The organism is Bradyrhizobium sp. CB2312 (assembly GCF_029714425.1).
In the GTDB taxonomy this organism is placed as follows: Bacteria; Pseudomonadota; Alphaproteobacteria; order Rhizobiales; family Xanthobacteraceae; genus Bradyrhizobium.
The window spans coordinates 4124938-4146101 of the sequence record NZ_CP121668.1; the positions used below are offsets into that span (position 1 = coordinate 4124938).

Here is a 21164-nt window from a genome sequence, read left to right on the forward strand (position 1 = left end):
ACCTATTTTGTTTGCCTCATTTAACCCTTGTTAACCCTGCTTGAATTGACTGGACCAATCTGCGCGCTGCCTCCCAGGAGGCGCGACGCCTGAGGCTTAAGGACCCCGATGACGGCATCAGATGCGGGTACTGCGCCCTGGACTGGCCGGCTGACCGGAAGCGGGTCGGGGGTCTCCGCTCTGGTCGCAACAGCCATCGTCGTTGCCGACATGATCGGGGTCGGCGTCTTCACGAGCCTCGGCTTCCAGGTCAAGGACATCCCTTCGGGCTTCTCGATCCTGCTGCTGTGGACCGTCGGCGGCATCGTCGCGCTGTGCGGCGTATTCTCCTACAGTGAGCTCGGGGCGATGTTTCCGCGCTCGAGCGGCGAGTACAATTTCCTCGGCCGCGCCTATCATCCCGCCTTCGGTTTTCTCGCCGGCTGGGTCTCGGCGACAGTTGGCTTTGCGGCGCCCGTCGCCCTGGCGGCGATGGCGTTCGGCGAATACGCCAAATCGGTCATCCCCGATCTGCCGCCGATCCCGCTCGCCATCGGCGTGGTATGGCTGGTCTCGCTCGTGCAACTGACCGGCGTCAGGCACTCCTCGACCTTCCAGCTGATCTCGACCATTTTGAAGGTCGTGCTGATCGTTGCCTTCCTCGTTGCCGGCTTCATCATCGGCGTGCCGCAGCAGATTGCCTTCACGCCTCAGCCGGGCGATCTCGCGCATATCGTCAGCGCCCCCTTCGCGATCGGGCTCGTGTTCGTGATGTACTCGTTCTCGGGCTGGAATGCCGCGACCTACATCATCGGCGAGATGAACACGCCGCAGCAGAGTCTGCCGCGCGCGCTGCTCGCGGGCACGCTGATCGTGCTGGTGCTGTATGTCGCGCTCAACGCCGTGTTCCTCTACTCGACGCCGGTCAGTGCGCTCGCCGGTCAGCTCGACGTTGCCAGCGTCGCCGGCCGCGCCATCTTCGGCCATCTCGGCGGCCGCATCGTCGGAGCCATGATCTGCGTCGGCCTGATCTCCTCGATCAGCGCGATGATGTGGATCGGCCCGCGGGTGATGATGACGATGGGGGAAGACATTCCGGCGCTGCGCGTGTTCTCGAAGCGATCGGTCAGCGGTGCGCCGGCCTATGCCATCCTGTTTCAGCTCGCGGTCGCGACCCTCTTGCTGTTCACGCGCAGCTTCGAGGCGGTGCTCGACTTCATCCAGTTCGCGCTGTTGTTCTGCTCGTTCTTCACGGTCGCCGGCGTCATCAAGCTGCGCATCACCAATCCCGAGCTGCCGCGGCCCTATCGCGCCTGGGGATACCCGTTCACGCCGCTCGTTTTCCTGCTCGTGACCGGGTTCATGATGTATTACCTGTTGACCGAGCGGCCCATTCAGTCGCTCGCCGGGATGCTCGTCATGGTCTCTGGCCTGTTGATCTATGCTGTTTTCCGCAGGCGGCCGGCCGCCGCTGGCACGTCACACAATCGCGAATAGACATGTTTCGACCCATGAGACTTGCGGCCGTCGCTCTTGCCCTCCTGGCTGCGGCCTTCTCGTCGGCGCGTGCGGCCGAGGTCACCTTCGACGACACCGCTCGCTTCCTTGCGGGCATGCAGCCTTCGGCGGATTCGCCGCTGGTGCCGCTCACGAGGGACCCGGGCTGGCAACGCCACGCAAAATTCTTCGACGGCGCCTTCGCCCAGCTCGAGCAGCGGCAGCTCTCGAAGATCCGGAGCTGGGCCGACGTCAATCTGGCCGCGCCCCGGCCGACCATGTTCTATTTGTTCAGCGGCCCGGATTTTCTCTATGCCAACGCCTTCTATTCCAAGGCGAGCACCTATGTGCTCGGCGCGCTGGAGCCGGTCGGCGCCGTGCCCGATTTGACGCGGCTGCCGCGCGGTTCGGTCGGTGCCGCCCTCTACAATGTCGAGCGCTCACTCGGCTCGATCCTGAGCTTCTCCTTCTTCATCACTAAGCATATGAAGGTCGACCTGCACACCAACCAGGTGAGCGGCACCTTGCCGATCCTCTATGTCTTCCTCGCGCGCTCCGGCAAGACCATCCGCAACGTCGAGATGGTCGCGCTCGACGACAAGGGCGGGATACACGTCGGCAACGACAATCCGGGACGGAACGCGACGCGCGGCGTCCGCATCACCTTTGCCGGCCCCGATGGGGAAGCGCGCACGCTGTATTATTTCTCCGCCGATCTCTCCAACGCGAGCGCGCGGGCGGCGGGCTTCCTGAAGTTCTGCGAGACGCTCGGGCCCGGCAACAGCCTGCTCAAGAGCGCGTCCTATCTGCTGCACTCCGGTAATTTCACCGTCGCGCGCGACTGGCTGCTGGCCAACAGCGCGACCATCATCCAGGACGATTCCGGCATTCCGCTTGCGAACTACAGCGCGCGGCAATGGCGGTTCTTCCCGTTCGGCCGCTATCTCGGACCGATCGACGAATTTCCCGGCCGCTACCAGGAGCGCTACGCCGAGTTGTTCACGCGGGCCCAGCCGATCGACTTCGGCGTCGGCTATCGCTGGCGCACGAATGAATCGAACCTCCTGCTGTCGGTGAAGGTGCCGGGCAGCGAGACCTTGCCGGCCGCGGAGACCACCTCGTTCGTCGAGCCGCCGCCGAGACCACCGCGCGCGAAGCGGCCGCGTCCGCCCGAGCCGATCCCGCCGCCCGGGCGTTTCTTCTGGTTCCGCTAGGCTGTTTGCTGAAATCAGGCGTCAGGGCGCCTGGGCCACGACGACCAGCACTTCCGCTTTCTGTCGGCCGAGGCTCCTGACCTCGTGCGGGGTCTCGCCTGAAAAATACAGGCAATCGCCCTTGCCGAGCGTCAGCTCCTCGCCATCGAGCTTGATGGCGATCTTGCCGTTGATGACGAACAGCAGCTCCTCGCCGGCATGCGAGGCGCGCGTTGCCGCCTTGTGCGGCGGGCTCAGCAGGAACGGCTCCATCATCTTGCGGGTGCGGCCGGTCGCCAGCGGCACGACACCAAACGTGTCTTGAAACAGCGGGACGTTGCCGCCTTCGCGGCGGAACAGCGTGTAGCGCGGCGCGGGCTCGGCGTTCGGATCGAAGAAGTTCGCGACATTGACTTCGAGCGCAGCGGCCATCCGCAGCAGCGCGGCGAGGGAAGGGATCTTCAGGTTGCGCTCGACCAGGGAGATGTAGCCGCGCGTGAGATCGCTCTGCTTGGCAAGCTGGTCCAGCGTCAGGCCCTTGGCAATCCGCGCCTGGCGGATATTGGCCCCGACCGCTGTCGCTTTGCTGACGTCAAGCACGCATGAATCTCCCGAACTGCTGGGGCTTCTTTTGCAACAGATGCCGCCCGACTGCCAGCCCGACGGCGAGGATCGGCCGGTCCGGCTGCCTGCAAGCGTATTCCAATGGAAAACTATGGCGCGGAAATTTCGGGCAAGACCGCGGATAATGTGAGCAGGCTTGCTGGTATATTGCAAAAATCAGCCGAAAATTGGTGCAATTCATGCCCTTTGCCGCGATCGACGGCAGTTGCCGCGTTCCGTGGCGTTGATTTCCAACAGTAAACATGATCGATTTTTACCGTCCTGGCTGCCGATGGGCTCCACGGACCGAACCAACTGCTTTTCCCAGGCGCCGGTACCTTTTGGAGAGATCGATGACCGTAGCAGACGACGTAACCCTGAACGTAGCGCCGGACGAGGCGGCGAGCTTGCGACGGATCGTGTGGTCGAGCGTGATCGGCACTGCGGTCGAATGGTACGACTTCCTCATCTACGGCACGGCGACCGCGCTGGTGTTCAACAAGGTCTTCTTCGCCGCCGGCAATCCCACGCTCGCCACCATCGCCGCCTTCGGCACCTACGCGGTCGGCTTTCTGGCGCGGCCGCTGGGAGCGGCGATCTTCGGCCATTACGGCGACCGGGTCGGCCGCAAGGCGATGCTCGCGATCACCATCATGGTGATGGGTATCGGCACCTTCCTGATCGGCCTGCTGCCGACCTACCAGCAGATCGGCATCGCCGCGCCGCTGCTGCTGATCGGCCTGCGTTTCCTCCAGGGCATCGGCCTCGGCGGCGAGTGGGGCGGGGCCGTGCTGATGGTGGTCGAAAATTGTCCGACACATCGTCGCGGACTGCTCGGCAGCATGGTGCAGGTCGGCAATCCCATCGGCAATCTGGCCGCGATCGGCATGTTCGCGCTGGTGGCGAGCCTGCCGGAAAGCGACTTCATGACTTACGGCTGGCGCATTCCGTTCCTGATCTCGATCCTTCTGGTCGGCGTCGGCCTCTACATCCGTCTCAACATGGAGGAGACGGCCGCCTTCCGTCAGGTCCAGGCCAAGAAGGAAGTCGCAAGCATGCCGCTGGTCGAGATCTTCAGGCATCACCGCAGGCCGTTCTTCACCGCAGTCGGTCTGAAGATCTCCGAGATCGCCTATGCCAGCATCGGCGGCGTGTTCGTGATGTCGTACGCGACGGCCAATCTGGGGCTGCCGCGCGCGGTGGTCCTGAACGGTGCGTTCGCCGCATCGCTGGTTGCGCTGTTTGCCATTCCGCTGTTCGGTTGGCTGTCGGACCTCGTCGGCCGCAAGACGATGTTCTATGCGAGCTGCGTGTTCTCGGCGCTGTTTGCCTTCCCGCTGTTCTGGTTGCTCGACACCCGCGATCCCGCCATCGTCGTCTGCACCATCGTGGTCGCGATCACCTTCGGTCAAATGGTCATGTTCGGCATCGGTGCGCCCTGGTATTCCGAGTTGTTTTCCGCACGGCTGCGCTACAGCGGCGCCTCGCTCGGCTTCCAGGTCGGTGCGGCCCTGAGCGGCGGGTTGACGCCGCTGATTGCGGCGTCTCTGATGGCCTGGAGCGGGGGCGCAACCTGGCCGGTCTCGCTCTTGCTCGTTGCCTGCGCCGCCATCACCGCGACCGCAACCAGTTTCGCGCCGGAGATGGCGAACAAGGAACTGACCTGATCCCGCGGCGCGCCGCTGCCGGCGGCGCGCCATCGTTCACCCAAGGGGAATTGTCATGCTCGATACCGTCAGCGCCGGCTCGGCGCAGAACGCAACACAGCTCGGCTGGACCGGCGTGGTGCGTTTCCTCCATTTCACCCCGCGTGCATTCCTGCCGATGCGCGCAGTGGAGCAAATCAATCTCGTCGCCGGCCGGGGCATTGAAGGGGATCGCTATATGATCGGCAACGAAGAGGGATTTTACTCGCACAAGCCGGAAGAGGGCCGGCAGGTCACCCTGTTCGAGCTGGAGACGCTGGTCGCGCTCAAGCGCGACGCCGGCATCGAGCTCGGACCGGAGGAACACCGGCGCAACGTCACGGTCGAGGGCGTGCCGTTGAACCATCTGGTCGGCCGCCGCTTCTGGCTGGGCGAGACCTTGCTGGAGGCGACGCGACTGTCGGTGCCGTGCCGGCACATCGAGGAGATCACCGGCAAGGCGATTTTCGATCCCCTGATCAACCGCTCGGGCCTCAACTGCAAGATCCTGCAAGGCGGCGTCGTCCGGGTCGGCGATACCGTGCGGAACGCGGCATGAAGGCGCGTCCGATCACGACGGTCAAGACGGTCGTCACCGGCATCGAGGAGGCGGGGGCGGGCATAAAACTGTTCACGCTGACCGATCCCGACCGCTGGGAGCTGCCGCCGTTCAAGCCTGGCGCGCATATCGATCTGCATCTGCCGAATGGACTCGTCCGCACTTATTCATTGTGCAACGAGCCTGCCGACAACACGCGCTATGTCATCGCGGTCAAGCGCGAAGCGGACGGGCGTGGCGGCTCGCGGGCCCTGCACGACGAGATCGGGCCTGGCGCCGTCATCGGAGTCTCGCTGCCGCGCGGCGGACTGGAGCCCGAGGCGCGCATCGCGCGCTATGTGTTCGTCTCCGGCGGTATCGGCGTGACGCCGTTCCTGTCGATGGCACGGCATCTCGAACATACCGGACAGGCCGACTTCACGCTTCATCTGATCGTGCGCGACGAGGTGCCGTTGGCCGGGCATCTCGGCGCGCTGATCGAAGAGGGGCGTGTCGTCGTGCATCGAACGTCTCGGACCGGGCGTCCTGATCTCGCGGCGCTCGTCGGAGAGGGTGGGGCGGACACGCTGGTCGCCTGTTGCGGCCCGGAGGGCATGACCGATGATTTCGAGCGGCTAACGGCAGCGTGGCCCGCGGCCAACGTTCATGTCGAGCGCTTCGTCGCGCCGCCCCCTGTGATCGATCCGGATGCAAAGCCCTTTACGCTGTTGCTGGCGCGCTCCGGCATGGAGATCGAGGTCCGCGCCGGCCAGACCATGCTGGCCGCGTTGCAGGAAGGCGGCGTCGATGTCGCCACCTCCTGCTGCGGTGGCATCTGCGGCGCCTGCAAGGTCGGCTGGATCGAGGGGCGCCCCGTGCACCGCGACCGCGTCCTGTCGCCTTACGAGCGCGAGCGCTATCTCATGGTTTGCGTCGCCGGATCGGAGGCCGATCGGCTGGTGCTGGATCTCTGAGCTACCAGTGCACGCTCTGGCTCGGCACGATGAAGGCCGTGGAGCTTGGCGGCGTGGCGAAACTCGTCGCCAGGTACCAGCCGGAGCCGGCTGCGAGCACCAGCAGGGCAATGATGGCGAGCATGTCGAGGGTTCTGGGATCGTGATGCTGTCCGCCGGGACCATGATTGGGACCAGGCCTGACGTGATGGCTGATTTTCCAGCGCATTGTTGTTTCCTCCCGTAGGAGCATCACAACAACGCGAGGGGAAGTCTGAGGTTCCACTCAGGGCAGCGATACGCAAAGCGGGCGCTGCGCTTTATGGGGCGTTGACGCCGCGCCAGCGGCCGTAGCGCCAGGGCAGATACCAGCGCGCGCCCTGCGGTGCCGTCAGCGGCACGTTGTCGATGCCCGACGTGCCGAACGGATTGCAGCGGAGCAGGCGCGCCAGCGTCATCCAGCCGCCGGCCCAGAGCCCGAACCGCTCAATCGCTTCGTCGCCGTAGACGGAGCAGGTCGGCAGGTGTCGGCAATTGTAGCCGACCAGCGGCGAGAGAGTGTGGCGGTAGAGCCAGATCAGCGCACGGCCGAATCGGCGCGGGAGCCGGAGTGCGCCCTCGACGGGATTGGAACAATGCTCACAGGCTGAATGCTTCATGTGCGCTTTGCCGCGAAGTTGAGCGAGGTGTTGCACGGTTCCGGAGCAGGGAACAACAAGCTGTTGTTTGCACGCCATATTTTCCGTGCTTTTTGGGAGCAGTGCAGCAAGTACCTATGGACGATCTGTATTCCCCCGGATACCATTTTTATGACGTCCATGTGTAGACTCATGGAACGCAAAACGGGGCTTGCCTGAATCGCTTTGGGGCTTGGGGAAGGGACCAGTTTGAAACTTCTGACGTCGCTCAATGTTCGCGGATGGTTGCTGGTGGGAACCGCCGTCTGTGGGGTCGCGATGGCGGGTGCCATCGCAACATTCGGATCGTCCGCCCGGGCGGGTAGCGCGCTTGAAGAGCGCAAGCTGCCGATGAAGTTCAATTGGGTCGCCTGCGAGCCCAACTGCCGTGGCTGGGTCAGCGCGGTGGGGATCATCACTTCCGATACCCCCAAGGATTTCGAGGAGTTTGCGCGCGGACGCCAGCTCGGCGGCGCCACCGTTGTGCTCGATTCCAGCGGCGGCTCCGTCAACGACGCGATCACCCTCGGCCGGCGCTTCCGCAATCTCGGCCTTCTGACCACGGTCGGGATCAGCCTTCAGAACCGCGGCGGTCCATCGGCCCGTTCGGCGGTCGCGCCTGAAGCCTATTGCGAATCCATGTGCGTGTTCCTGCTGCTGGCCGGCAAGAAGCGCTACGTGCCCGATGCGGCCCATGTCCGGGTTCACCAGATCTGGATGGGCGACCGGGCCGACGATGCCAAGGCGGCGAGCTACAGCGCGCAGGACCTGATGATCGTGGAACGCGACATCGGCCGGCTCGCCAAATACACCTTCGACATGGGCGGCGCTGGCGATCTGCTCTCGCTCGCGCTCAGCGTGCCGCCCTGGGAAGATCTGCACGAGCTCGACGCAGGCGAGCTCAAGCTCACCAATCTCGTGACGACCGATCTCGTGGCGGACGTGCTGCCGCACGTGGATGTCACGGCGCCGGCAATGGCGGAGCTGGCTCCGAAGACGCAGGCGAGGTTTGGTGCGGAGCCGGAGCAGGCACCGCAGGCCGCCAAGTCGACCAAGACGGCGGAAGCCCTGGTGCCGACCGGCAGCGCGGTCACGCCGGCTGCGGCGGCGCAGAAGTAAGCTCTTAAATCCCGGCGGTCATTCCGGAGCGCGCGTAGCGCGAACCCGGAATCTCGATCGGCAATCTCTGGATACCGGGTTCGTGGCCTTGCGACGCCCCGGAATAACGGGGAAGAATCAGCCCTGGGCCGCGGCCGGCTGCGTGGCCTTCGCCTCGATCTGGCCGATGGCATCGACCACGGCGTCGAAGGTCAGCAGCGTCGAGGCATGCCGCGCCTTGTAGTCGCGGACCGGCTCGAGGAACTTGATCTCTTCCCATTTGCCTTCAGGAGGTGCGCCATTCTCCTTCAGCATCTTGCGAACGGTTTCGCGTAACGCACGGAGTTCGCTCGCAGTAGAGCCGACGACGTGACTTGCCATGATGGATGAAGAGGCCTGGCCCAGCGCGCAGGCCTTCACGTCGTGCGCGAAGTCAGTGACGGTGTCGCCCTCCATCTTGAGATCGACCTTCACGGTCGAGCCGCACAGCTTGGAGTGGGCGGTGGCGGTGGCATCGGCGTCGGACAACCGCCCGAGGCGCGGAATATTCCCGGCCAGCTCGATGATCCGCTTGTTATAGATGTCGTTCAGCATGTGATGGAGTCCAGCACTTACCTACCGGATCGGCCTTGGCGGCCGCCGCCCAGGGTCCTATATAGGGACGGAACTGGCGGAAAAACAGTCCAGCGGTGCGGTGGGGATGATCCAGGTCTGCGCTGCCAGCGTGATGACGCAGGAGCCTTTTTCGTCAAAATTGTTCTCTTCAGGCGTCCGGCGGCTTGCCGCCCCGTCTGCCGGTGACACTCCGGCCGTTGAGGCCGTCGAACGGAGAAGATATGGACGCGACGATCAAATCCATCCGCCCCAACAAGCCCGCTGACCGGCAGCCCGAGAGCCGCCCGGCCGAGCTGGACCCTGCCGAATTCCTCGCAGTTGCCGTCCGCGCCGATCAGCCGCGCCCCGCGCGCGCCGAAGCGGAAGCCGCGGTGAAGACGCTGCTCGCCTATATCGGCGAGAACACCGAGCGCGAGGGCCTCTTGGACACGCCGCGCCGCGTGGTCGAGGCCTTCGACGAGCTCTATCAGGGCTACCACCAATGCCCGGCCGAGGTGCTCGACCGCACCTTCGGCGAGACCGCCGGCTATGACGACTTCGTGCTGGTGCGCGACATCGAGTTCACCTCGCAGTGCGAGCATCACATGATGCCGTTCTACGGCAAGGCGCATATCGCCTACACGCCGGTGGAGCGCGTCGTCGGCCTGTCCAAGCTTGCCCGCCTCACCGACATCTTCGCCCGCCGGCTCCAGACCCAGGAGCATCTGACAGCGCAGATCGCGGCGGCGATCGACGAGATCCTGAAACCGCGCGGCGTTGCGGTGCTGATCGAGGCCGAGCATACCTGCATGTCGGTGCGCGGCGTCGCCAAGCATGGCGCCTCCACCTTCACCAGCCGCTTCACCGGCATGTTCCGCGACAATCCGGCGGAGCAGGCCCGTTTCCTGTCCCTGGTGCGAGGCCTGCAGCGCTGACCTCGCGAATAACTGGCGAGAGCTGCTGTGTCCGCTCACTCCCATGAGATCGAGGAAGGCCTCGCCTTCCTCCCCAGATTCGACGCAGCCGGCCTCGTGACCGTCGTCGCGACCGACGTCGCCACCGGCGACGTGCTCATGGTCGCCCACATGAACGACGAGGCGCTGCGCAAGACCATCGCGACCGGCGAGGCCTGGTACTTCAGTCGCTCGCGCAATGCCTTGTGGCGAAAAGGTGAGACCTCAGGTCAGACCCAGCGCGTCGTCGAGATGCGCACCGATTGCGACCAGGACGCGGTGTGGATCAAGGTCGAGCAGGTGGGCGCGGCTTGCCACACCGGGCGGCGGTCGTGCTTCTACCGCAAGGTCGAAGGCGAGGGCGGAGGAGCGAAGCTGGTCTTCGTCGACGCGGACAGGCTGTTCGATCCGAACGACGTCTACAAGAAATGATCTCAGTCATTCCGGGTTCGCGCTTCACGCGCCCCGGAATGACCGAGGTAGCCCAATTAACCCCGCATTAACCATACCTGTCCCACGGTGAGACGACAGGGCGCCGAATTGCCGGCGCCGCTCAACGCCGCGGGGCGGGCACTTCATCATGTCGGTCGACAATTCCAGTGCCACGCAGACGGTCGCTCTCGACCCGACGCGGGCGCGCGTCGCCGGCGCGATCAAGGATGTCTCCAACCGGACTGGCGTCAACTTCCAGTACATGCTGACCACCGCCAAGATGGAATCGGATTTCGATCCGACGGCGGGCGCCACCACATCGTCGGCGCACGGGCTCTACCAGTTCATCGACCAGACCTGGCTCGGCACCGTGAAGGAGGCGGGCGCCCAGCTCGGCTATGGCAATTACGCCGACGCCATCACCAGGACCTCATCCGGCAGCTACACCGTCGACGATCCCTTCATGAAGCGGTCGATCATGAAGCTGCGCGACGATCCGGAAGCCGCATCCAGCATGGCGGCGGCGCTGACGCAGTCGAACAGCTTCAAGCTCACCGGTCTGCTCGGCCGCAGGCCGAGCGACAGCGAACTCTACATGGCGCATTTCATGGGCGTCGGCGGAGCGGCAAAACTGATCGCCAATGCCGAAGACAATCCGCAGGCCGTCGGCGCGCGGCTGTTTCCCAATGCGGCTTCCGCCAACCGGTCGATCTTCTACGCCAGGGATGGCCGCGCCCGCAGCGTCTCTGAAGTCTATTCCGTGCTCGACGCGCGCTACGCCAGCGCGGCGAATTCGAAGCTCACCCGCAGCGCGATGGCGATGTATGGCGACACGCCGTCGACGCAGGTCGCGAGCGCCAATGGCATACAGCCGACCGCGCCCGTCATCGACAACGCCGCTTATCTCCAGACTTTTCCGGATGCACGCGGTGTCACGCCGGTGAGTACGACATCGTCGACGACCGTTGCAGACAACACCCCGGTCACCCCCGCATTCCGCTCGATCTATCAGCCCGGCGACATCACGCAGCCGGTCTCGACCACGGTGCAGACATTGTGGGGCAATAACGCCTCGCTCACCTCGCTCGCTTCCGTGACGCCTGACGTGCGTCCGCCGCAACCGCTCGATCTCTTCAGCGATCGCAGCGGCACGTTCTCGAGCTAGTCAGCGCACCTCTACGTGCTGCGCAGCGTGCGGCGACCGCCTTTGTTCCCTTAACAAAACGTCAATGAAACCAGCCAGTTATGGTGAACGCTTTGTTAAGCGTCGTGGTTTATTTTGTGTTGCAGGTGACGAGCCGTCACCATTTTTGTTTGTTGTGTAAGCCGGAAGCAGCATGATCGTTCGGCAGTTCATCAATTGGATCAGGACCGCGCCCGCTGGCGAGCGGGCCGAGGCAACACGGGCATTGGCCCGGGCCTGGCTGATCTCAGACCTTTCGACAGACGACCGCATCGCCGCCGAAGGCGCGCTGCTGATGCAGCTCGACGATCCCTCGCCGCTGGTGCGGCAGGCGATGGCCGAGGCGTTTGCACGCAGCCTCGATGCGCCGGCCGCGATCGTGCGGGCGCTGTCGGCGGACCAGCCGACCGTCGCGCTGCCCGTGCTCGAACATTCGCCGCTGCTGATCGATGCCGATCTCGTCGACATCGTCGCGACCGGCAATGACGAGGTGCAGTGCGCGGTCGCCCGCCGCATCGCGCTGCCGGTGTCGGTCTGCGCCGCCATCGCCGAAGTCGGCTGCGCAGCGTCGGCGCTCGAGCTGATCGAAAATCCCCATGCCGAGCTTGCGCCATTCTCGTGGAATCGCATCGTCGAGCGTCACGGCCATCTCGCCGCGATCCGCGAGGCGATGCTGGTGCTGGAGGAGCTGCCAGCGTCAACGCGTGCCGCGCTGGTGGCAAAGCTTTCCGAGACCCTGGCGCAATTCGTCGTCGCGCGGAATTGGCTGAGCGCCGACCGCGCCGAGCGCGTGACGATCGAGGCGCGCGACCGCTCCACCATGAACATCGCGGCGCGCTCGCGCGGCGAGGACATGCAGGGTCTGGTGCATCACCTCCGCGTCACCGGCCAGCTGACCGCCGGTCTCATTCTGCGCGCGCTGCTGTCGAGCAATCTCGATTTGTTCGATGCGGCGCTGGCCGAGCTCGCCGATCTGCCGCTGGCGCGCGTCTCCGCGCTGCTGCACGACCGCGGCGGCAACAGCCTGCATGCGCTGCTCCGCCGCGCCGGCTTGCCCGAGGCGACGTTCGCCGCGTTCCAGGTGGCCCTCGATGCCTGCCACGAGCAGGGCTTTGTCGACAGCGACGACGGCGCGGCGCGGCTGCGCCGGCGCATGGTCGAGCGGGTGCTGACCCATTGCGAGACCGACCGCGGCGCCGCCGAGCCGCTGATGGTCCTGCTCCGCCGCTTCGCGACGGAGTCGGCGCGCGAGGAGGCGCGGCTGTTCTGCGACGAGATCGTCGCGGACGATGCGATCGATCCGGTGTACGACGATTTGATCGCGGCGTAGCGAGGTGCCGTAGGGTGGGCAAAGGCGCGCAGCGCCGTGCCCACCATTCATCAATGATAGCGACAGATGGTGGGCACGCTTCGCTTTGCCCACCCTACGATACTGATCGTACGGATGGAGCTCCTCGTCATTGCGAGCGCAGCGAAGCAATCCAGACTGTCCCCGTGGCGGGATTCTGGATTGCTTCGCTGCGCTCGCAATGACGAGGAGAGGGCTACTCTACCGGCACGATGCTCGGCGCGAGGATCGCCTCGAGATGCTCGGGGCGGTCGCGGTTGACCTGGGCGAGATAGTCGTCGGCGACCTTGCGCAGGCGGCGGCTGAGCTCGGCGGAGACGCTGATGCTGTCGAGCTGGGTGTTCTCGTGCACGATGGCGAGGATCGCGTTGATGTGGTGGGTGAACAGCTCGGCCGGCACCTTTTCCAGATCTGGCGCGTGCTCGATGACGCGGCACAGGCTCTCGGCGATTCCCGCCGCGGCGGGATAGCCGAACGTCGCGGCATCGCCCTTGATGTCGTGCGCAGCGCGGAACAGCTCCTCGCGGCGCTCCTTGGTGAAGCCGTCATGTCGGATGGCCACGTAGGCGGCCGACAGCCGGTTCACCTCGGTCGTCATCCAGTCCTTGAACTCGCTGGAGAGACCTGCGAGCGCCTGCTCGGCGCGGCCGACCGGATCGTCCATGTCCTTGTCTTCGACGCGGCGCAGAACTTTTCGCAGCGGATTGGGCTGCGTGATGATCTGATGCGTGGCGAAGGCCGTGACCTCGATGTCTTTTGCGCTGTTCTTCGCCATGATGCCGGCCTTGCGTGAGACGTTGCGCTAGATGGATGAGCGGGCCTTGTCGAGCAGCGAGGGCTGCTGCAGCACCTCGTGCTTTTCGCCGACGCGGCGCTCGGGGCCCATATAGGCGGAGTTGGTGTTGCGGCGCCGGTCCGGACCGAAATAGGTCTTGGTCTTGATGAAGGGCCGGGGATTGGCGACGACGTTCAGGATGCGCTGATAGAGACCTTTCGCCGAGATCGGCTTGGCCAAAAATTCGGTGACGCCGGCATCGCGCGCGACGGTGACGCGGCGCTTCTCGGAGTGGCCGGTCAGCATGATGATCGGCGCGTAAGGATTGCCCTTGGATTCCGGCTGCCGGATCATCTGCGCGAGCTCGAGCCCGTCGAAGATCGGCATCGCCCAGTCGGTGATGACGATATCGGGCACGTAATGACTGTACATTTCCAGCGCCGTGGCGCCGTCCTCGGCCTCGTAGACTTCGCGCGCGCCGAACGAATGCAGCAGCGTCCGCAGGATGCGGCGCATGTGCGGATTGTCGTCGCAGACGAGGAAGCGCAGTTTGTTGAAATCGATGCGGAACATGACGCCCGGGCTAAAGCGGTCAACCTTCGTTAACCATATCGCGCCGGGGGTTAATGAACGGTTGCGGTTGCATCTTGCGGCCCAGCGGAAGAGAAGTCGATGCGATATCGTAATTCTGCCATTTTTTATCGTAAAACAATAAAAACGTTCGCTTGAGCTTGGAGCATTGTCCAATGAGCGTGATCGCCTTTCCTTATCCTGTGCCGGCCGAGCCGCGATTGCGGCGGATCGGACGGATCGTCGCCGTCGGCGCGCTCGTCTGCGTCGCGGGAGCGGTGATTGCGGTGCCGCTGCTCTGGTCGAGCGACGAGGTGCTTCGACGCTGGATCGCGACCCAATCCCCGCTGGGGGCGCAGCCCTTCACGCTCAATCCCGGCACGCGCTTCGCCGGCGCGCTGATCAGCCTGACCGGCCTTGCGCCTGTGATCTACGCCTTGTTGCAACTCTCGATGCTGTTCTCCCGTTTCGCGCGCGGCGACGTGTTCGTGACCAGCAACGCCTGGCGCATCCGCCGGATGGGCCTCGCGTTGATCGCCAATGCGCTGATCTCGCCACTGGTGCAAATGCTCACGACGGTCAATCTGGCGCGGGCCAACCAGCCGGGCCAGATCGTGGTCTTGTTCGGCATCGACCAGTCGCATGTGCTGTCGGTGCTGAGCGGCCTTGCGCTCATCGCATTCGCAAGCGTGATGGGCGAAGCTGTTCGCCTCTGGCACGAGAACAGCGAGATCATCTGACCATGCCGATCGTCGTCAATCTCGACGTGATGCTCGCCAGGCGCAAGATCAGGTCGCGTGAGCTTGCGGCCCGCATCGAGCTCACGGAGGCCAATGTCTCCCTTTTGAAATCGGGCAAGGTGCGCGGCATCCGCTTCGACACGCTGGAACGGATCTGTGCCGTGCTCGACTGCCAGCCCGGCGATATCCTGGAATACGTCCCCGACAATGCGGACGACGCGCTGGAGCCTCGCGCGGCCGGCCGGAAATCGGCCTAGCCGGATCCCGTTTCAAGGTTAGCCTGGAGAAGCCTGCGATGAACCGCCGGTTGCGCGTTCTTGCGAGCGCGGCTGCGCTCATGCTCGGCGGATGCGGCTCGGTGCCGCTGACGTCGATCCCGCCGCTCGCCCGCATTGATGCGAGCACGACTGATCTGTCGATGCTGCGCGTCGCCGTGCAATTGCCCGACGCGCTGCGGCCGCGTTCGGGCGGGGTCAAGCTCGACGTCGTCACCAAGCTGGCGGGTGAAGCGGAGGCCAAGACGAGCTTTGCCATGATGGAGCTGAGCGCGCGCGAGCGGGGCGGTCTGCCGGCCCCGCCGCAGAACGCCTCCATCTACGCCTACCGCTTGTCGCCGGAAGATGCCGCACGCTTCGAGGCGTTGCGCGCCTCGATGGTCGAGCAGGGGAAGAACGGCAAGCGCGGATCGATGGGGCTCGGCGTCGCAGCTAAAGAATTCTGTCGCGCGAACGCGGGCCTGCCGGCCTCGCTGCTCGTGACGATCTATCTGATGACATCGGAGACGAAGAGCTTCGTTCCGGTCGTCAGGGATTTTGATCTGCTGAGCGATCCCGCCATGGCGGGAGGCCTGGACGCGATTCAGCCCTGCGGCCAGTGAGCTGGACTCAGTAGCCGAACTGCTCGCGCAAGATGCGCTCTTCCAGGCTGTGGCCGGGATCGAACAGCATGCGCATCGAGATGGACTTGTCCGAGAGCACCTCGACGCGGCGGACCCTGCGTACCTCCTCATGGTCGGCGACGGCTGCGACCGGGCGCTTGTCGTCTTCCAGCACCTCGATCACGACGTAGGCGCTGTTGGGCAGCAGGGCGCCGCGCCAGCGCCGCGGCCGGAAGGCACTGATAGGTGTCAGGGCAAGGAGCGCCGCGTTGATCGGCAGGATCGGGCCCTGCGCCGACAGATTGTAGGCAGTCGAACCTGCCGGCGTTGCCACGATGATGCCATCGGCGATCAGCTCGGGCATGCGCTCGCGCTCGTCGATCAGGATGCGCAGGCGCGCGGCCTGGTAGGTCTGCCGGAACAGGTAGACCTCGTTGATGGCGTGATGCAGGTGCACGCGATCGTTGGCATCCGTGGCGCGCATCAGGAGCGGGTTGATCTCGGACTCATGCGCCGCCGCGAGCCTCGTGCGCAGATCATGCGTCGAATACTCGTTCATCAGGAAGCCGACCGTGCCGCGGTGCATGCCGTAGATCGGCTTTCCCGTGCGCATGTTCCGGTGCAGCGTCTGGAGCATCAGTCCGTCGCCGCCGAGCGCGACCACGACGTCGGCATCCTTAGGATCGCAATTGCCATAGTCCTTGGTGAGCTGGTTGAAGGCGCTCTGCGCCTCGTTGCTCGGGCTCGCGACGAAGGCGATCCGGTCGTATCGCATGGGCTTGGTCATGGCTTCCGGCAAGGCCGCTGGCTGGAGAAAGTTCCGCCGGGCTCGTCTATACGACCTGGGCCCGCATTGTCGAGGAGGACCGCTCGTCAAGGCAAACGGACGATTGTCCATCTCGATTTATAGGACAGAACCGGCTTGATTTGAGCCCGGCCAGCCTCCTCGGGCGCCGGCGGAGCGGCGGTCCCCCAAACCGTCGCATTTGCTCGCTAGCCTTCGGATGTGCACCGGCTCTCATAGCCGGGCAAGGAGAACGCTCATGGTTACGACCTTGCGGACCCCGCGCCGCGCGATCCTGGTGCTGGCGGTGTCGATCTTCGCGGTCGCGGGCGTTGCGCGTGCGGACGATCCGCCGCAGCCGCGCGCGGAGACGGCCGCGCCGGCCGGTCAGAAGGGCGGACGCGGCAGCGGCCCGCAAGGCGCGTCACAGACTTCGTCGTCGCCGGCCGAACTGCACCGTCTCCCACCGGACTCCACCACGCAGCAGACGCTCGATCTGCCCGGTCGTACCCTCAGCTTCGCCGCGACCGCCGGTTCGATCCGCGTGTTCGACGGCAAGGGCGAGCCGCTGGCCGACATCGCTTACACCTCCTACGAGCTCGACGGTGCCGACCGCGGCACACGTCCGGTCACCTTCCTGTTCAACGGCGGACCCGGCGCATCCTCGGCCTGGCTCCAGTTCGGTGCGGCCGGGCCGTGGCGCCTGCCGCTCCACGGCGAAGCTCTTTCACCGTCGGCCTCGCCCGAAGTGAAGCCGAACGCGGACACCTGGCTCGACTTCACCGATCTCGTCTTCATCGACCCCGTCAGCACCGGCTACAGCCGCTTCGTCGCCAGCGGCGAAGACGCGCGAAAATCGTTCTACTCGGTCGACGGCGACGCCAATGCGATCGCGCTGGTGATCCGCCGCTGGCTGGAGAAGCACGACCGGCTGACCTCGCCGAAATATGTCGCGGGCGAAAGCTACGGCGGCATCCGGGGGCCAAAGGTCGTGCGCCAGTTGCAGCTCCAGCACGGCGTCGGTGTCAGGGGATTGATCCTGGTGTCGCCGCTGCTGGACTTCCGCGAGTTCACCGGCACCAGCCTCCTGCAATATGTCGCGGCCTTGCCGAGCTACGTGGCGGTCGCGCGCGAGGCCAAAGGACCGGTCACGCGCACCGATCTCGCCGACGTCGAGACTTATGCGCGCGGCGAATTCCTGGCCGACCTCGTCAAGGGCGAGGCGGACAGGGAGGCCACCAACCGGCTCGCCGACAAGGTCGCCGAGCTCACCGGCATCGACCAGGCGGTGAGCCGCAGGCTTTCCGGCCGCTTCGACGTCGGCGAATTCCGCCGCGAGTTGGACCGCAAGAACGGCAAGGTGACCGGACGCTATGACGGCTCCGTGCGCGGCCTCGATCCCTATCCGGATTCGAGCAACTCGCGCTTCGGCGATCCCTCGGGTGACTCGCTCCAGGCGCCCCTGACGAGCGCGGCGGTCGACGTGCTGACACGCAAGCTGAACTGGCGGCCCGATGGCTCCTACGAGGTCCTGAACGGCGCCGTCGAGGGCCAGTGGGACTTCGGCCGGGGCATCAACCCGCCGCAGTCGGTGTCGGAGCTGCGCCAGATCCTTGCCACGGACACGCGGCTGAACGTGCTGGTCGGACACGGCCTGTTCGATCTCGCCACGCCCTATTTCGGAACCAGGCGGGTGCTCGACCAGCTCCCGGCCTTCGCGAGCCAGCGCGTCAAGTTCGTCGTCTACCCCGGCGGCCACATGTTCTATTCGCGCGACGGCTCGCGGCAGGCGTTCCGCAGCGAGGTCGAGGCGCTGATCAGGGAGTAGGCCGCCGCTTGCGCGGCTTGTATCTCCGCTCAATCTCCTTCGCCACGACGCCCGCAGGCTTCACGTTGGCACCCGCGATCCAGATGTCGCTCACCTTGCCGCGCTTGTCGCGGACGCGGCGCACCGGCTCGCCGTGGCTGGAATAGCCGGCGGCCCAGGCGAGCTTGCCGGTGTCGCGGCCGGTGACCTCGATCTCGGCGGCGTCCATGAACGGATTGTTGAATTGCGGATTGGCGATCAGCACGCGGTTGCCCGCGGGCACGAAGTCGCTCGCGCCCCAGACTGTCCACCAGCGGCCGGTCCAGTCGCGCACGCCCCGGTCGGGTGCACCGCGGCTCCTGAACACGCGCAGGATCTGCATCGCGCCATCCATCCAGAACGGCGCCGCGCCGTCGATGGAGTTGCTGAGGATGCTGATGGCGAGCTCGCATGCGGGGATCGAGCAGGTCCGCGAGATGTAGCCCTGGAAACCGCCGCCATGACCGAACCAGTCCCAGCCGTCGGTCCTGCCGGCGTTGACGCCGAGGCCGTAGTAGGCCTCAAAACTTTGCGGAACGCGCCAATGCTGCCGCGTCATCTCGCGGCGGCTGGCAACCGACAGCACGCTCTTTTTGGCATTGGGTGCGAGCTGCGCGAAGAAGCGGGCGGTGTCGGCGGCGGTGGCGACGAAGCCCGCGGCCGATGCCATCGCATGCGCGGGATTGTCGCCCGGGATCACGCAGCGCTCGCCGAACGGCAGCTTTCGCGTATGGCCGCGCGCGAACGCAGCGCCCCTGGGCGGCGGCGCGTCCGGCTCGGTCTCGCGCAGGCCCGCGGGCGCGATGATCTCGCGCTTGATCCAGGTGGAGTAGGGCTCCTTCGTCACGGCTTCGATCACGAGGCCCATCAGGCCAAAGCCGTGATTGGAATATTTGAAGCGCGTGCCGGGCTCGATCGCGGTCGGCAGCTTCAATTCCGCGAGCAGCTCTTTCGCGTCAAGATAGGGGCGGCTGTCGATGAACTGGCCGGAATCGGCGCCGTCGCGCGTCAGCCCCGCGCTGTGCGAGAGCACCTGTGCAATGGTCGTCTCGGCGACGCGCGGATTGAGGCCGCCGACATATTGGCCGACCGGATCGTCGAGCCGGAGCCTCTTCTGCTCGCGCAGCTTCATGATGCCGGCCGAGGTAAAGCTCTTCGAATGCGAGGCGATGCGGAAGCGGTGGCGCGGGGTGAGTTTTTCGCCGGTGTCGAGATTGGCAAGGCCGAACGCATGCTCGGCGACGATTTCGCCGCGGTGGGCGAATGCGACGATGACGCCTGGCTGCTGGAATGTCGTCTGCTGAAATTCGATCCAGGAGCTGATGTAGTCGATCGCGGATCGCAGCCACGTGTCCATTGCGCACCAATTTGCGGGGGAGGATTGGTGCGCAAGGCTAGCCGAGAAAGCGGAACGGGCACAACCGAAAGGTTGTGCCCGTTCGCGAGGTTGCAGGATGCGCTGTCTTTAGTAGACGAGCGTCGCGCCAGTCGGCTTGTCGAGCGCTGCGGCCAGCGAGCGATATTCGGAGCTGTCGGTGCCGGCGAGCGAGGCAATCTTGTTCAGATGATACTGCGCCTGCTCGCGGTTGCCCTGCTCGAGCTGCCAGAGGCCGTAATACTGCCAGGTGCGGACGTGGTTCGGATCATCCTTCAGCGCGATCTCGTAATAGACCTTCGACGACTGGTAGTCGCCGAGCTTGCGATAGGAGTAGCCGATCAGGTTCGCAACGTCGGCGACGTCGTCCCGCTTGAGCGACTTCAGCTGGCTGATCGCGCCGGTGTAGTCGTGGTTGTCGTAGATCGTGGTGTAGGCGGTGCGATAGGCCGCGAGGAATTTGGGATCGCTGATGGAGGAGCTCTTCTTCTTGCCCTTCTTGGACGAGGAGTCCGACTTCGGCGGCGAGGAGGGCTCGTCACTGCCCGCGGCATAGGCGCTGGACAGCACCGGCGCCGCCGCCAGTGTCATGGCGACTAGTCCCGGCACAAGAAGCATTGAGAGTTTGCGCATCTAAGTTCTCCCGTATGGAACGTGGCGATCCTACACGATTGCCCGAAGACCGGAACACCCATCGGGCAGAAACATTCCCGCTTCGCACGATCTATTCTCCCCATGGCAGATGACAAACTTGTCATCCAGATGAACGGAAGCCTGCAACCGGCTTCAGACTGGGTTCAGTGCGTGGCGCCTAGGCTCCCACCTACGATCGAAGGGTCGGCGAGAGGGCGCCGCCTCAAGATCCTTCCAAGAGGAGACCACCATGCTGAAGACCATTTCCGCAGCCTTGCTCGCAGCTTCCGTGATCGCAGCCCCGGCCTTCGCGGCCGAGGCCGGCAAGACCACCACGACCGCCCCAGTGATCAAGGCGGACCAGAGCCAGACCAAGACGTCGACGACAGCCGCGAAACCGGACGCCGGCGTCAAGGCCGACAGCAAGGCCCCCGACGTCAAGGCGGATGCCAAGGTCGATACCAAGGCCGACACCAAGTCGAAGGCGATGAATGCCAACGCGGCCGTGACGCCCGACGAGCACAAGACCGTGCGCACCCATCGCCATCACCACAAGCACCTGTCGGCGAAGAAGTCGCAGAAGGCGCAGCCCGACCTCACCAAGCCGGTGACGACCGAGAAGCGCAGCTAACGACTGATCCCGCGCGGCGGCATCCCTGGCATTGCCCTGTCGCCGCGCGCGGAATTCAGGCCCGGCCCGTTCGTCATGCCCCGCGCGCAAGCACGGGTGCTGACGGCGGGCCGGTGCGCTGTATTCGCCGGATCGCCAAGCAAATTCCCTTTGCGCAACCTTGGAGCTAGAGCGTTTTCGAGCGAAGTGGACGCCGGTTC

The 21164-nt window shown here is 65.1% G+C and carries 24 protein-coding genes; 15 read left to right on the forward strand and 9 right to left on the reverse strand.

Annotated elements, in window-relative coordinates; translation table 11 throughout:
* Nucleotides 1–108 precede the first annotated feature (108 nt).
* Both QA642_RS20025 and QA642_RS20030 read left to right on the forward strand, forming a co-directional pair.
* Nucleotides 109–1476: an amino acid permease gene (locus tag QA642_RS20025; protein ID WP_283086159.1), complete on the forward strand. Its 1368-nt coding sequence runs from the start codon at nucleotides 109–111 to the stop codon at nucleotides 1474–1476.
* A 2-nt stretch (nucleotides 1477–1478) separates the two neighbouring features.
* Nucleotides 1479–2690, forward strand: a complete 1212-nt coding sequence (locus tag QA642_RS20030; RefSeq protein ID WP_283086160.1) for a hypothetical protein — start codon at nucleotides 1479–1481, stop codon at nucleotides 2688–2690.
* Nucleotides 2691–2711: 21 nt separating this feature from the next.
* On the opposite strand, the gene QA642_RS20035 is transcribed toward QA642_RS20030, so the two are convergent.
* Nucleotides 2712–3269 carry a cupin domain-containing protein gene (locus QA642_RS20035; protein WP_283086161.1) on the reverse strand — a complete coding sequence of 186 codons (558 nt, stop codon included), beginning with the start codon at nucleotides 3267–3269 and terminating at the stop codon, nucleotides 2712–2714.
* A 356-nt stretch (nucleotides 3270–3625) separates the two neighbouring features.
* Here QA642_RS20035 and QA642_RS20040 point away from each other — a divergent pair, with 356 nt between their 5' ends.
* Genes QA642_RS20040 through QA642_RS20050 form a run of 3 tightly spaced genes read left to right on the forward strand, consistent with a single transcriptional unit; the run spans nucleotide 3626 to nucleotide 6469 of the window.
* Nucleotides 3626–4939, forward strand: a complete 1314-nt coding sequence (locus QA642_RS20040; protein ID WP_283086162.1) for an MFS transporter — start codon at nucleotides 3626–3628, stop codon at nucleotides 4937–4939.
* 55 nt (nucleotides 4940–4994) lie between these two features.
* Nucleotides 4995–5516: an MOSC domain-containing protein gene (locus QA642_RS20045; protein ID WP_283086163.1), complete on the forward strand. Its 522-nt coding sequence runs from the start codon at nucleotides 4995–4997 to the stop codon at nucleotides 5514–5516.
* A complete protein-coding gene (locus QA642_RS20050; protein ID WP_283086164.1) occupies nucleotides 5513–6469 on the forward strand; it encodes a PDR/VanB family oxidoreductase in 957 nt (318 codons plus the stop codon). The genes QA642_RS20045 and QA642_RS20050 overlap by 4 nt, the downstream gene beginning before the upstream one ends.
* Nucleotide 6470: 1 nt before the next feature.
* Here QA642_RS20050 and QA642_RS20055 read toward each other — a convergent pair whose 3' ends face one another.
* Both QA642_RS20055 and yidD read right to left on the reverse strand, forming a co-directional pair.
* Nucleotides 6471–6677: a hypothetical protein gene (locus QA642_RS20055; RefSeq protein ID WP_283086165.1), complete on the reverse strand. Its 207-nt coding sequence runs from the start codon at nucleotides 6675–6677 to the stop codon at nucleotides 6471–6473.
* 91 nt (nucleotides 6678–6768) lie between these two features.
* Nucleotides 6769–7107, reverse strand: a complete 339-nt coding sequence (gene yidD, locus QA642_RS20060) for a membrane protein insertion efficiency factor YidD (RefSeq protein WP_283086166.1) — start codon at nucleotides 7105–7107, stop codon at nucleotides 6769–6771.
* Between the two features lie 228 nt (nucleotides 7108–7335).
* Between yidD and QA642_RS20065 the strand changes: the two genes are divergently transcribed.
* Nucleotides 7336–8244, forward strand: coding sequence for a hypothetical protein (locus QA642_RS20065; protein ID WP_283086167.1), 909 nt, complete (start codon nucleotides 7336–7338; stop codon nucleotides 8242–8244).
* 117 nt (nucleotides 8245–8361) lie between these two features.
* Here the strand turns inward: QA642_RS20065 and QA642_RS20070 are convergent, their stop codons facing one another.
* Entirely contained in the window at nucleotides 8362–8817 is a 456-nt protein-coding gene (locus QA642_RS20070) for an iron-sulfur cluster assembly scaffold protein (protein WP_283086168.1), read from the reverse strand.
* A gap of 242 nt (nucleotides 8818–9059) precedes the next feature.
* On the opposite strand from QA642_RS20070, the gene folE reads away from it, so the two are divergent.
* From folE to QA642_RS20090, 4 genes are all read left to right on the forward strand, one after another.
* On the forward strand, nucleotides 9060–9752 hold the full coding sequence (gene folE / locus QA642_RS20075; protein WP_027560031.1) for a GTP cyclohydrolase I FolE: 693 nt from the start codon (nucleotides 9060–9062) through the stop codon (nucleotides 9750–9752).
* A 27-nt stretch (nucleotides 9753–9779) separates the two neighbouring features.
* Nucleotides 9780–10202 (forward strand): phosphoribosyl-AMP cyclohydrolase, encoded by a 423-nt coding sequence (gene hisI / locus QA642_RS20080; protein ID WP_283086169.1) that lies wholly within the window; start codon nucleotides 9780–9782, stop codon nucleotides 10200–10202.
* A gap of 148 nt (nucleotides 10203–10350) precedes the next feature.
* The gene (locus tag QA642_RS20085) at nucleotides 10351–11367 is read left to right on the forward strand and encodes a lytic transglycosylase domain-containing protein (protein WP_283086170.1); all 1017 of its coding nucleotides are present in this window, start codon (nucleotides 10351–10353) and stop codon (nucleotides 11365–11367) included.
* A gap of 172 nt (nucleotides 11368–11539) precedes the next feature.
* Nucleotides 11540–12715 carry a DUF2336 domain-containing protein gene (locus tag QA642_RS20090; protein WP_283086171.1) on the forward strand — a complete coding sequence of 392 codons (1176 nt, stop codon included), beginning with the start codon at nucleotides 11540–11542 and terminating at the stop codon, nucleotides 12713–12715.
* A gap of 214 nt (nucleotides 12716–12929) precedes the next feature.
* Here the strand turns inward: QA642_RS20090 and QA642_RS20095 are convergent, their stop codons facing one another.
* The gene (locus QA642_RS20095; protein WP_283086172.1) at nucleotides 12930–13508 is read right to left on the reverse strand and encodes an Hpt domain-containing protein; all 579 of its coding nucleotides are present in this window, start codon (nucleotides 13506–13508) and stop codon (nucleotides 12930–12932) included.
* Nucleotides 13509–13535: 27 nt separating this feature from the next.
* Nucleotides 13536–14081 carry a response regulator gene (locus tag QA642_RS20100; protein ID WP_008549760.1) on the reverse strand — a complete coding sequence of 182 codons (546 nt, stop codon included), beginning with the start codon at nucleotides 14079–14081 and terminating at the stop codon, nucleotides 13536–13538.
* A gap of 173 nt (nucleotides 14082–14254) precedes the next feature.
* Between QA642_RS20100 and QA642_RS20105 the strand changes: the two genes are divergently transcribed.
* From QA642_RS20105 to QA642_RS20115, 3 genes are read left to right on the forward strand one after another with little or no spacing between them, the layout of a single operon-like run.
* Nucleotides 14255–14818 carry a DUF2975 domain-containing protein gene (locus tag QA642_RS20105; RefSeq protein ID WP_283086173.1) on the forward strand — a complete coding sequence of 188 codons (564 nt, stop codon included), beginning with the start codon at nucleotides 14255–14257 and terminating at the stop codon, nucleotides 14816–14818.
* 2 nt (nucleotides 14819–14820) lie between these two features.
* Nucleotides 14821–15075 carry a helix-turn-helix transcriptional regulator gene (locus QA642_RS20110; protein ID WP_283086174.1) on the forward strand — a complete coding sequence of 85 codons (255 nt, stop codon included), beginning with the start codon at nucleotides 14821–14823 and terminating at the stop codon, nucleotides 15073–15075.
* A gap of 38 nt (nucleotides 15076–15113) precedes the next feature.
* Nucleotides 15114–15695, forward strand: a complete 582-nt coding sequence (locus QA642_RS20115) for a hypothetical protein (protein WP_283086175.1) — start codon at nucleotides 15114–15116, stop codon at nucleotides 15693–15695.
* A gap of 7 nt (nucleotides 15696–15702) precedes the next feature.
* On the opposite strand, the gene QA642_RS20120 is transcribed toward QA642_RS20115, so the two are convergent.
* Nucleotides 15703–16482 carry an NAD kinase gene (locus QA642_RS20120; protein ID WP_283086176.1) on the reverse strand — a complete coding sequence of 260 codons (780 nt, stop codon included), beginning with the start codon at nucleotides 16480–16482 and terminating at the stop codon, nucleotides 15703–15705.
* Between the two features lie 256 nt (nucleotides 16483–16738).
* On the opposite strand from QA642_RS20120, the gene QA642_RS20125 reads away from it, so the two are divergent.
* Complete coding sequence (locus tag QA642_RS20125) at nucleotides 16739–18307, forward strand: peptidase S10 (protein ID WP_283086177.1); 1569 nt, start codon at nucleotides 16739–16741, stop codon at nucleotides 18305–18307.
* Here the strand turns inward: QA642_RS20125 and QA642_RS20130 are convergent.
* Both QA642_RS20130 and QA642_RS20135 read right to left on the reverse strand, forming a co-directional pair.
* On the reverse strand, nucleotides 18297–19682 hold the full coding sequence (locus tag QA642_RS20130) for a serine hydrolase domain-containing protein (protein ID WP_283086178.1): 1386 nt from the start codon (nucleotides 19680–19682) through the stop codon (nucleotides 18297–18299). The genes QA642_RS20125 and QA642_RS20130 overlap by 11 nt on opposite strands.
* A gap of 108 nt (nucleotides 19683–19790) precedes the next feature.
* A complete protein-coding gene (locus tag QA642_RS20135; RefSeq protein WP_283086179.1) occupies nucleotides 19791–20333 on the reverse strand; it encodes a tetratricopeptide repeat protein in 543 nt (180 codons plus the stop codon).
* 250 nt (nucleotides 20334–20583) lie between these two features.
* On the opposite strand from QA642_RS20135, the gene QA642_RS20140 reads away from it, so the two are divergent.
* A complete protein-coding gene (locus tag QA642_RS20140; RefSeq protein ID WP_283086180.1) occupies nucleotides 20584–20964 on the forward strand; it encodes a hypothetical protein in 381 nt (126 codons plus the stop codon).
* The last annotated feature ends 200 nt before the right edge of the window (nucleotides 20965–21164 follow it).

Coding starts and splice junctions, on each gene's coding strand:
- QA642_RS20025 (WP_283086159.1), top strand. CDS start 109: ATGACGGCATCAGATGCGGGTACTGCGCCCTGGACTGGCCGGCTGACC.
- QA642_RS20030 (WP_283086160.1), top strand. CDS start 1,479: ATGTTTCGACCCATGAGACTTGCGGCCGTCGCTCTTGCCCTCCTGGCT.
- QA642_RS20040 (WP_283086162.1), top strand. CDS start 3,626: ATGACCGTAGCAGACGACGTAACCCTGAACGTAGCGCCGGACGAGGCG.
- QA642_RS20045 (WP_283086163.1), top strand. CDS start 4,995: ATGCTCGATACCGTCAGCGCCGGCTCGGCGCAGAACGCAACACAGCTC.
- QA642_RS20050 (WP_283086164.1), top strand. CDS start 5,513: ATGAAGGCGCGTCCGATCACGACGGTCAAGACGGTCGTCACCGGCATC.
- QA642_RS20055 (WP_283086165.1), bottom strand. CDS start 6,677: ATGCGCTGGAAAATCAGCCATCACGTCAGGCCTGGTCCCAATCATGGT.
- yidD (WP_283086166.1), bottom strand. CDS start 7,107: ATGAAGCATTCAGCCTGTGAGCATTGTTCCAATCCCGTCGAGGGCGCA.
- QA642_RS20070 (WP_283086168.1), bottom strand. CDS start 8,817: ATGCTGAACGACATCTATAACAAGCGGATCATCGAGCTGGCCGGGAAT.
- folE (WP_027560031.1), top strand. CDS start 9,060: ATGGACGCGACGATCAAATCCATCCGCCCCAACAAGCCCGCTGACCGG.
- QA642_RS20085 (WP_283086170.1), top strand. CDS start 10,351: ATGTCGGTCGACAATTCCAGTGCCACGCAGACGGTCGCTCTCGACCCG.
- QA642_RS20090 (WP_283086171.1), top strand. CDS start 11,540: ATGATCGTTCGGCAGTTCATCAATTGGATCAGGACCGCGCCCGCTGGC.
- QA642_RS20095 (WP_283086172.1), bottom strand. CDS start 13,508: ATGGCGAAGAACAGCGCAAAAGACATCGAGGTCACGGCCTTCGCCACG.
- QA642_RS20100 (WP_008549760.1), bottom strand. CDS start 14,081: ATGTTCCGCATCGATTTCAACAAACTGCGCTTCCTCGTCTGCGACGAC.
- QA642_RS20105 (WP_283086173.1), top strand. CDS start 14,255: ATGAGCGTGATCGCCTTTCCTTATCCTGTGCCGGCCGAGCCGCGATTG.
- QA642_RS20110 (WP_283086174.1), top strand. CDS start 14,821: ATGCCGATCGTCGTCAATCTCGACGTGATGCTCGCCAGGCGCAAGATC.
- QA642_RS20115 (WP_283086175.1), top strand. CDS start 15,114: ATGAACCGCCGGTTGCGCGTTCTTGCGAGCGCGGCTGCGCTCATGCTC.
- QA642_RS20120 (WP_283086176.1), bottom strand. CDS start 16,482: ATGACCAAGCCCATGCGATACGACCGGATCGCCTTCGTCGCGAGCCCG.
- QA642_RS20125 (WP_283086177.1), top strand. CDS start 16,739: ATGGTTACGACCTTGCGGACCCCGCGCCGCGCGATCCTGGTGCTGGCG.
- QA642_RS20130 (WP_283086178.1), bottom strand. CDS start 19,682: ATGGACACGTGGCTGCGATCCGCGATCGACTACATCAGCTCCTGGATC.
- QA642_RS20135 (WP_283086179.1), bottom strand. CDS start 20,333: ATGCGCAAACTCTCAATGCTTCTTGTGCCGGGACTAGTCGCCATGACA.
- QA642_RS20140 (WP_283086180.1), top strand. CDS start 20,584: ATGCTGAAGACCATTTCCGCAGCCTTGCTCGCAGCTTCCGTGATCGCA.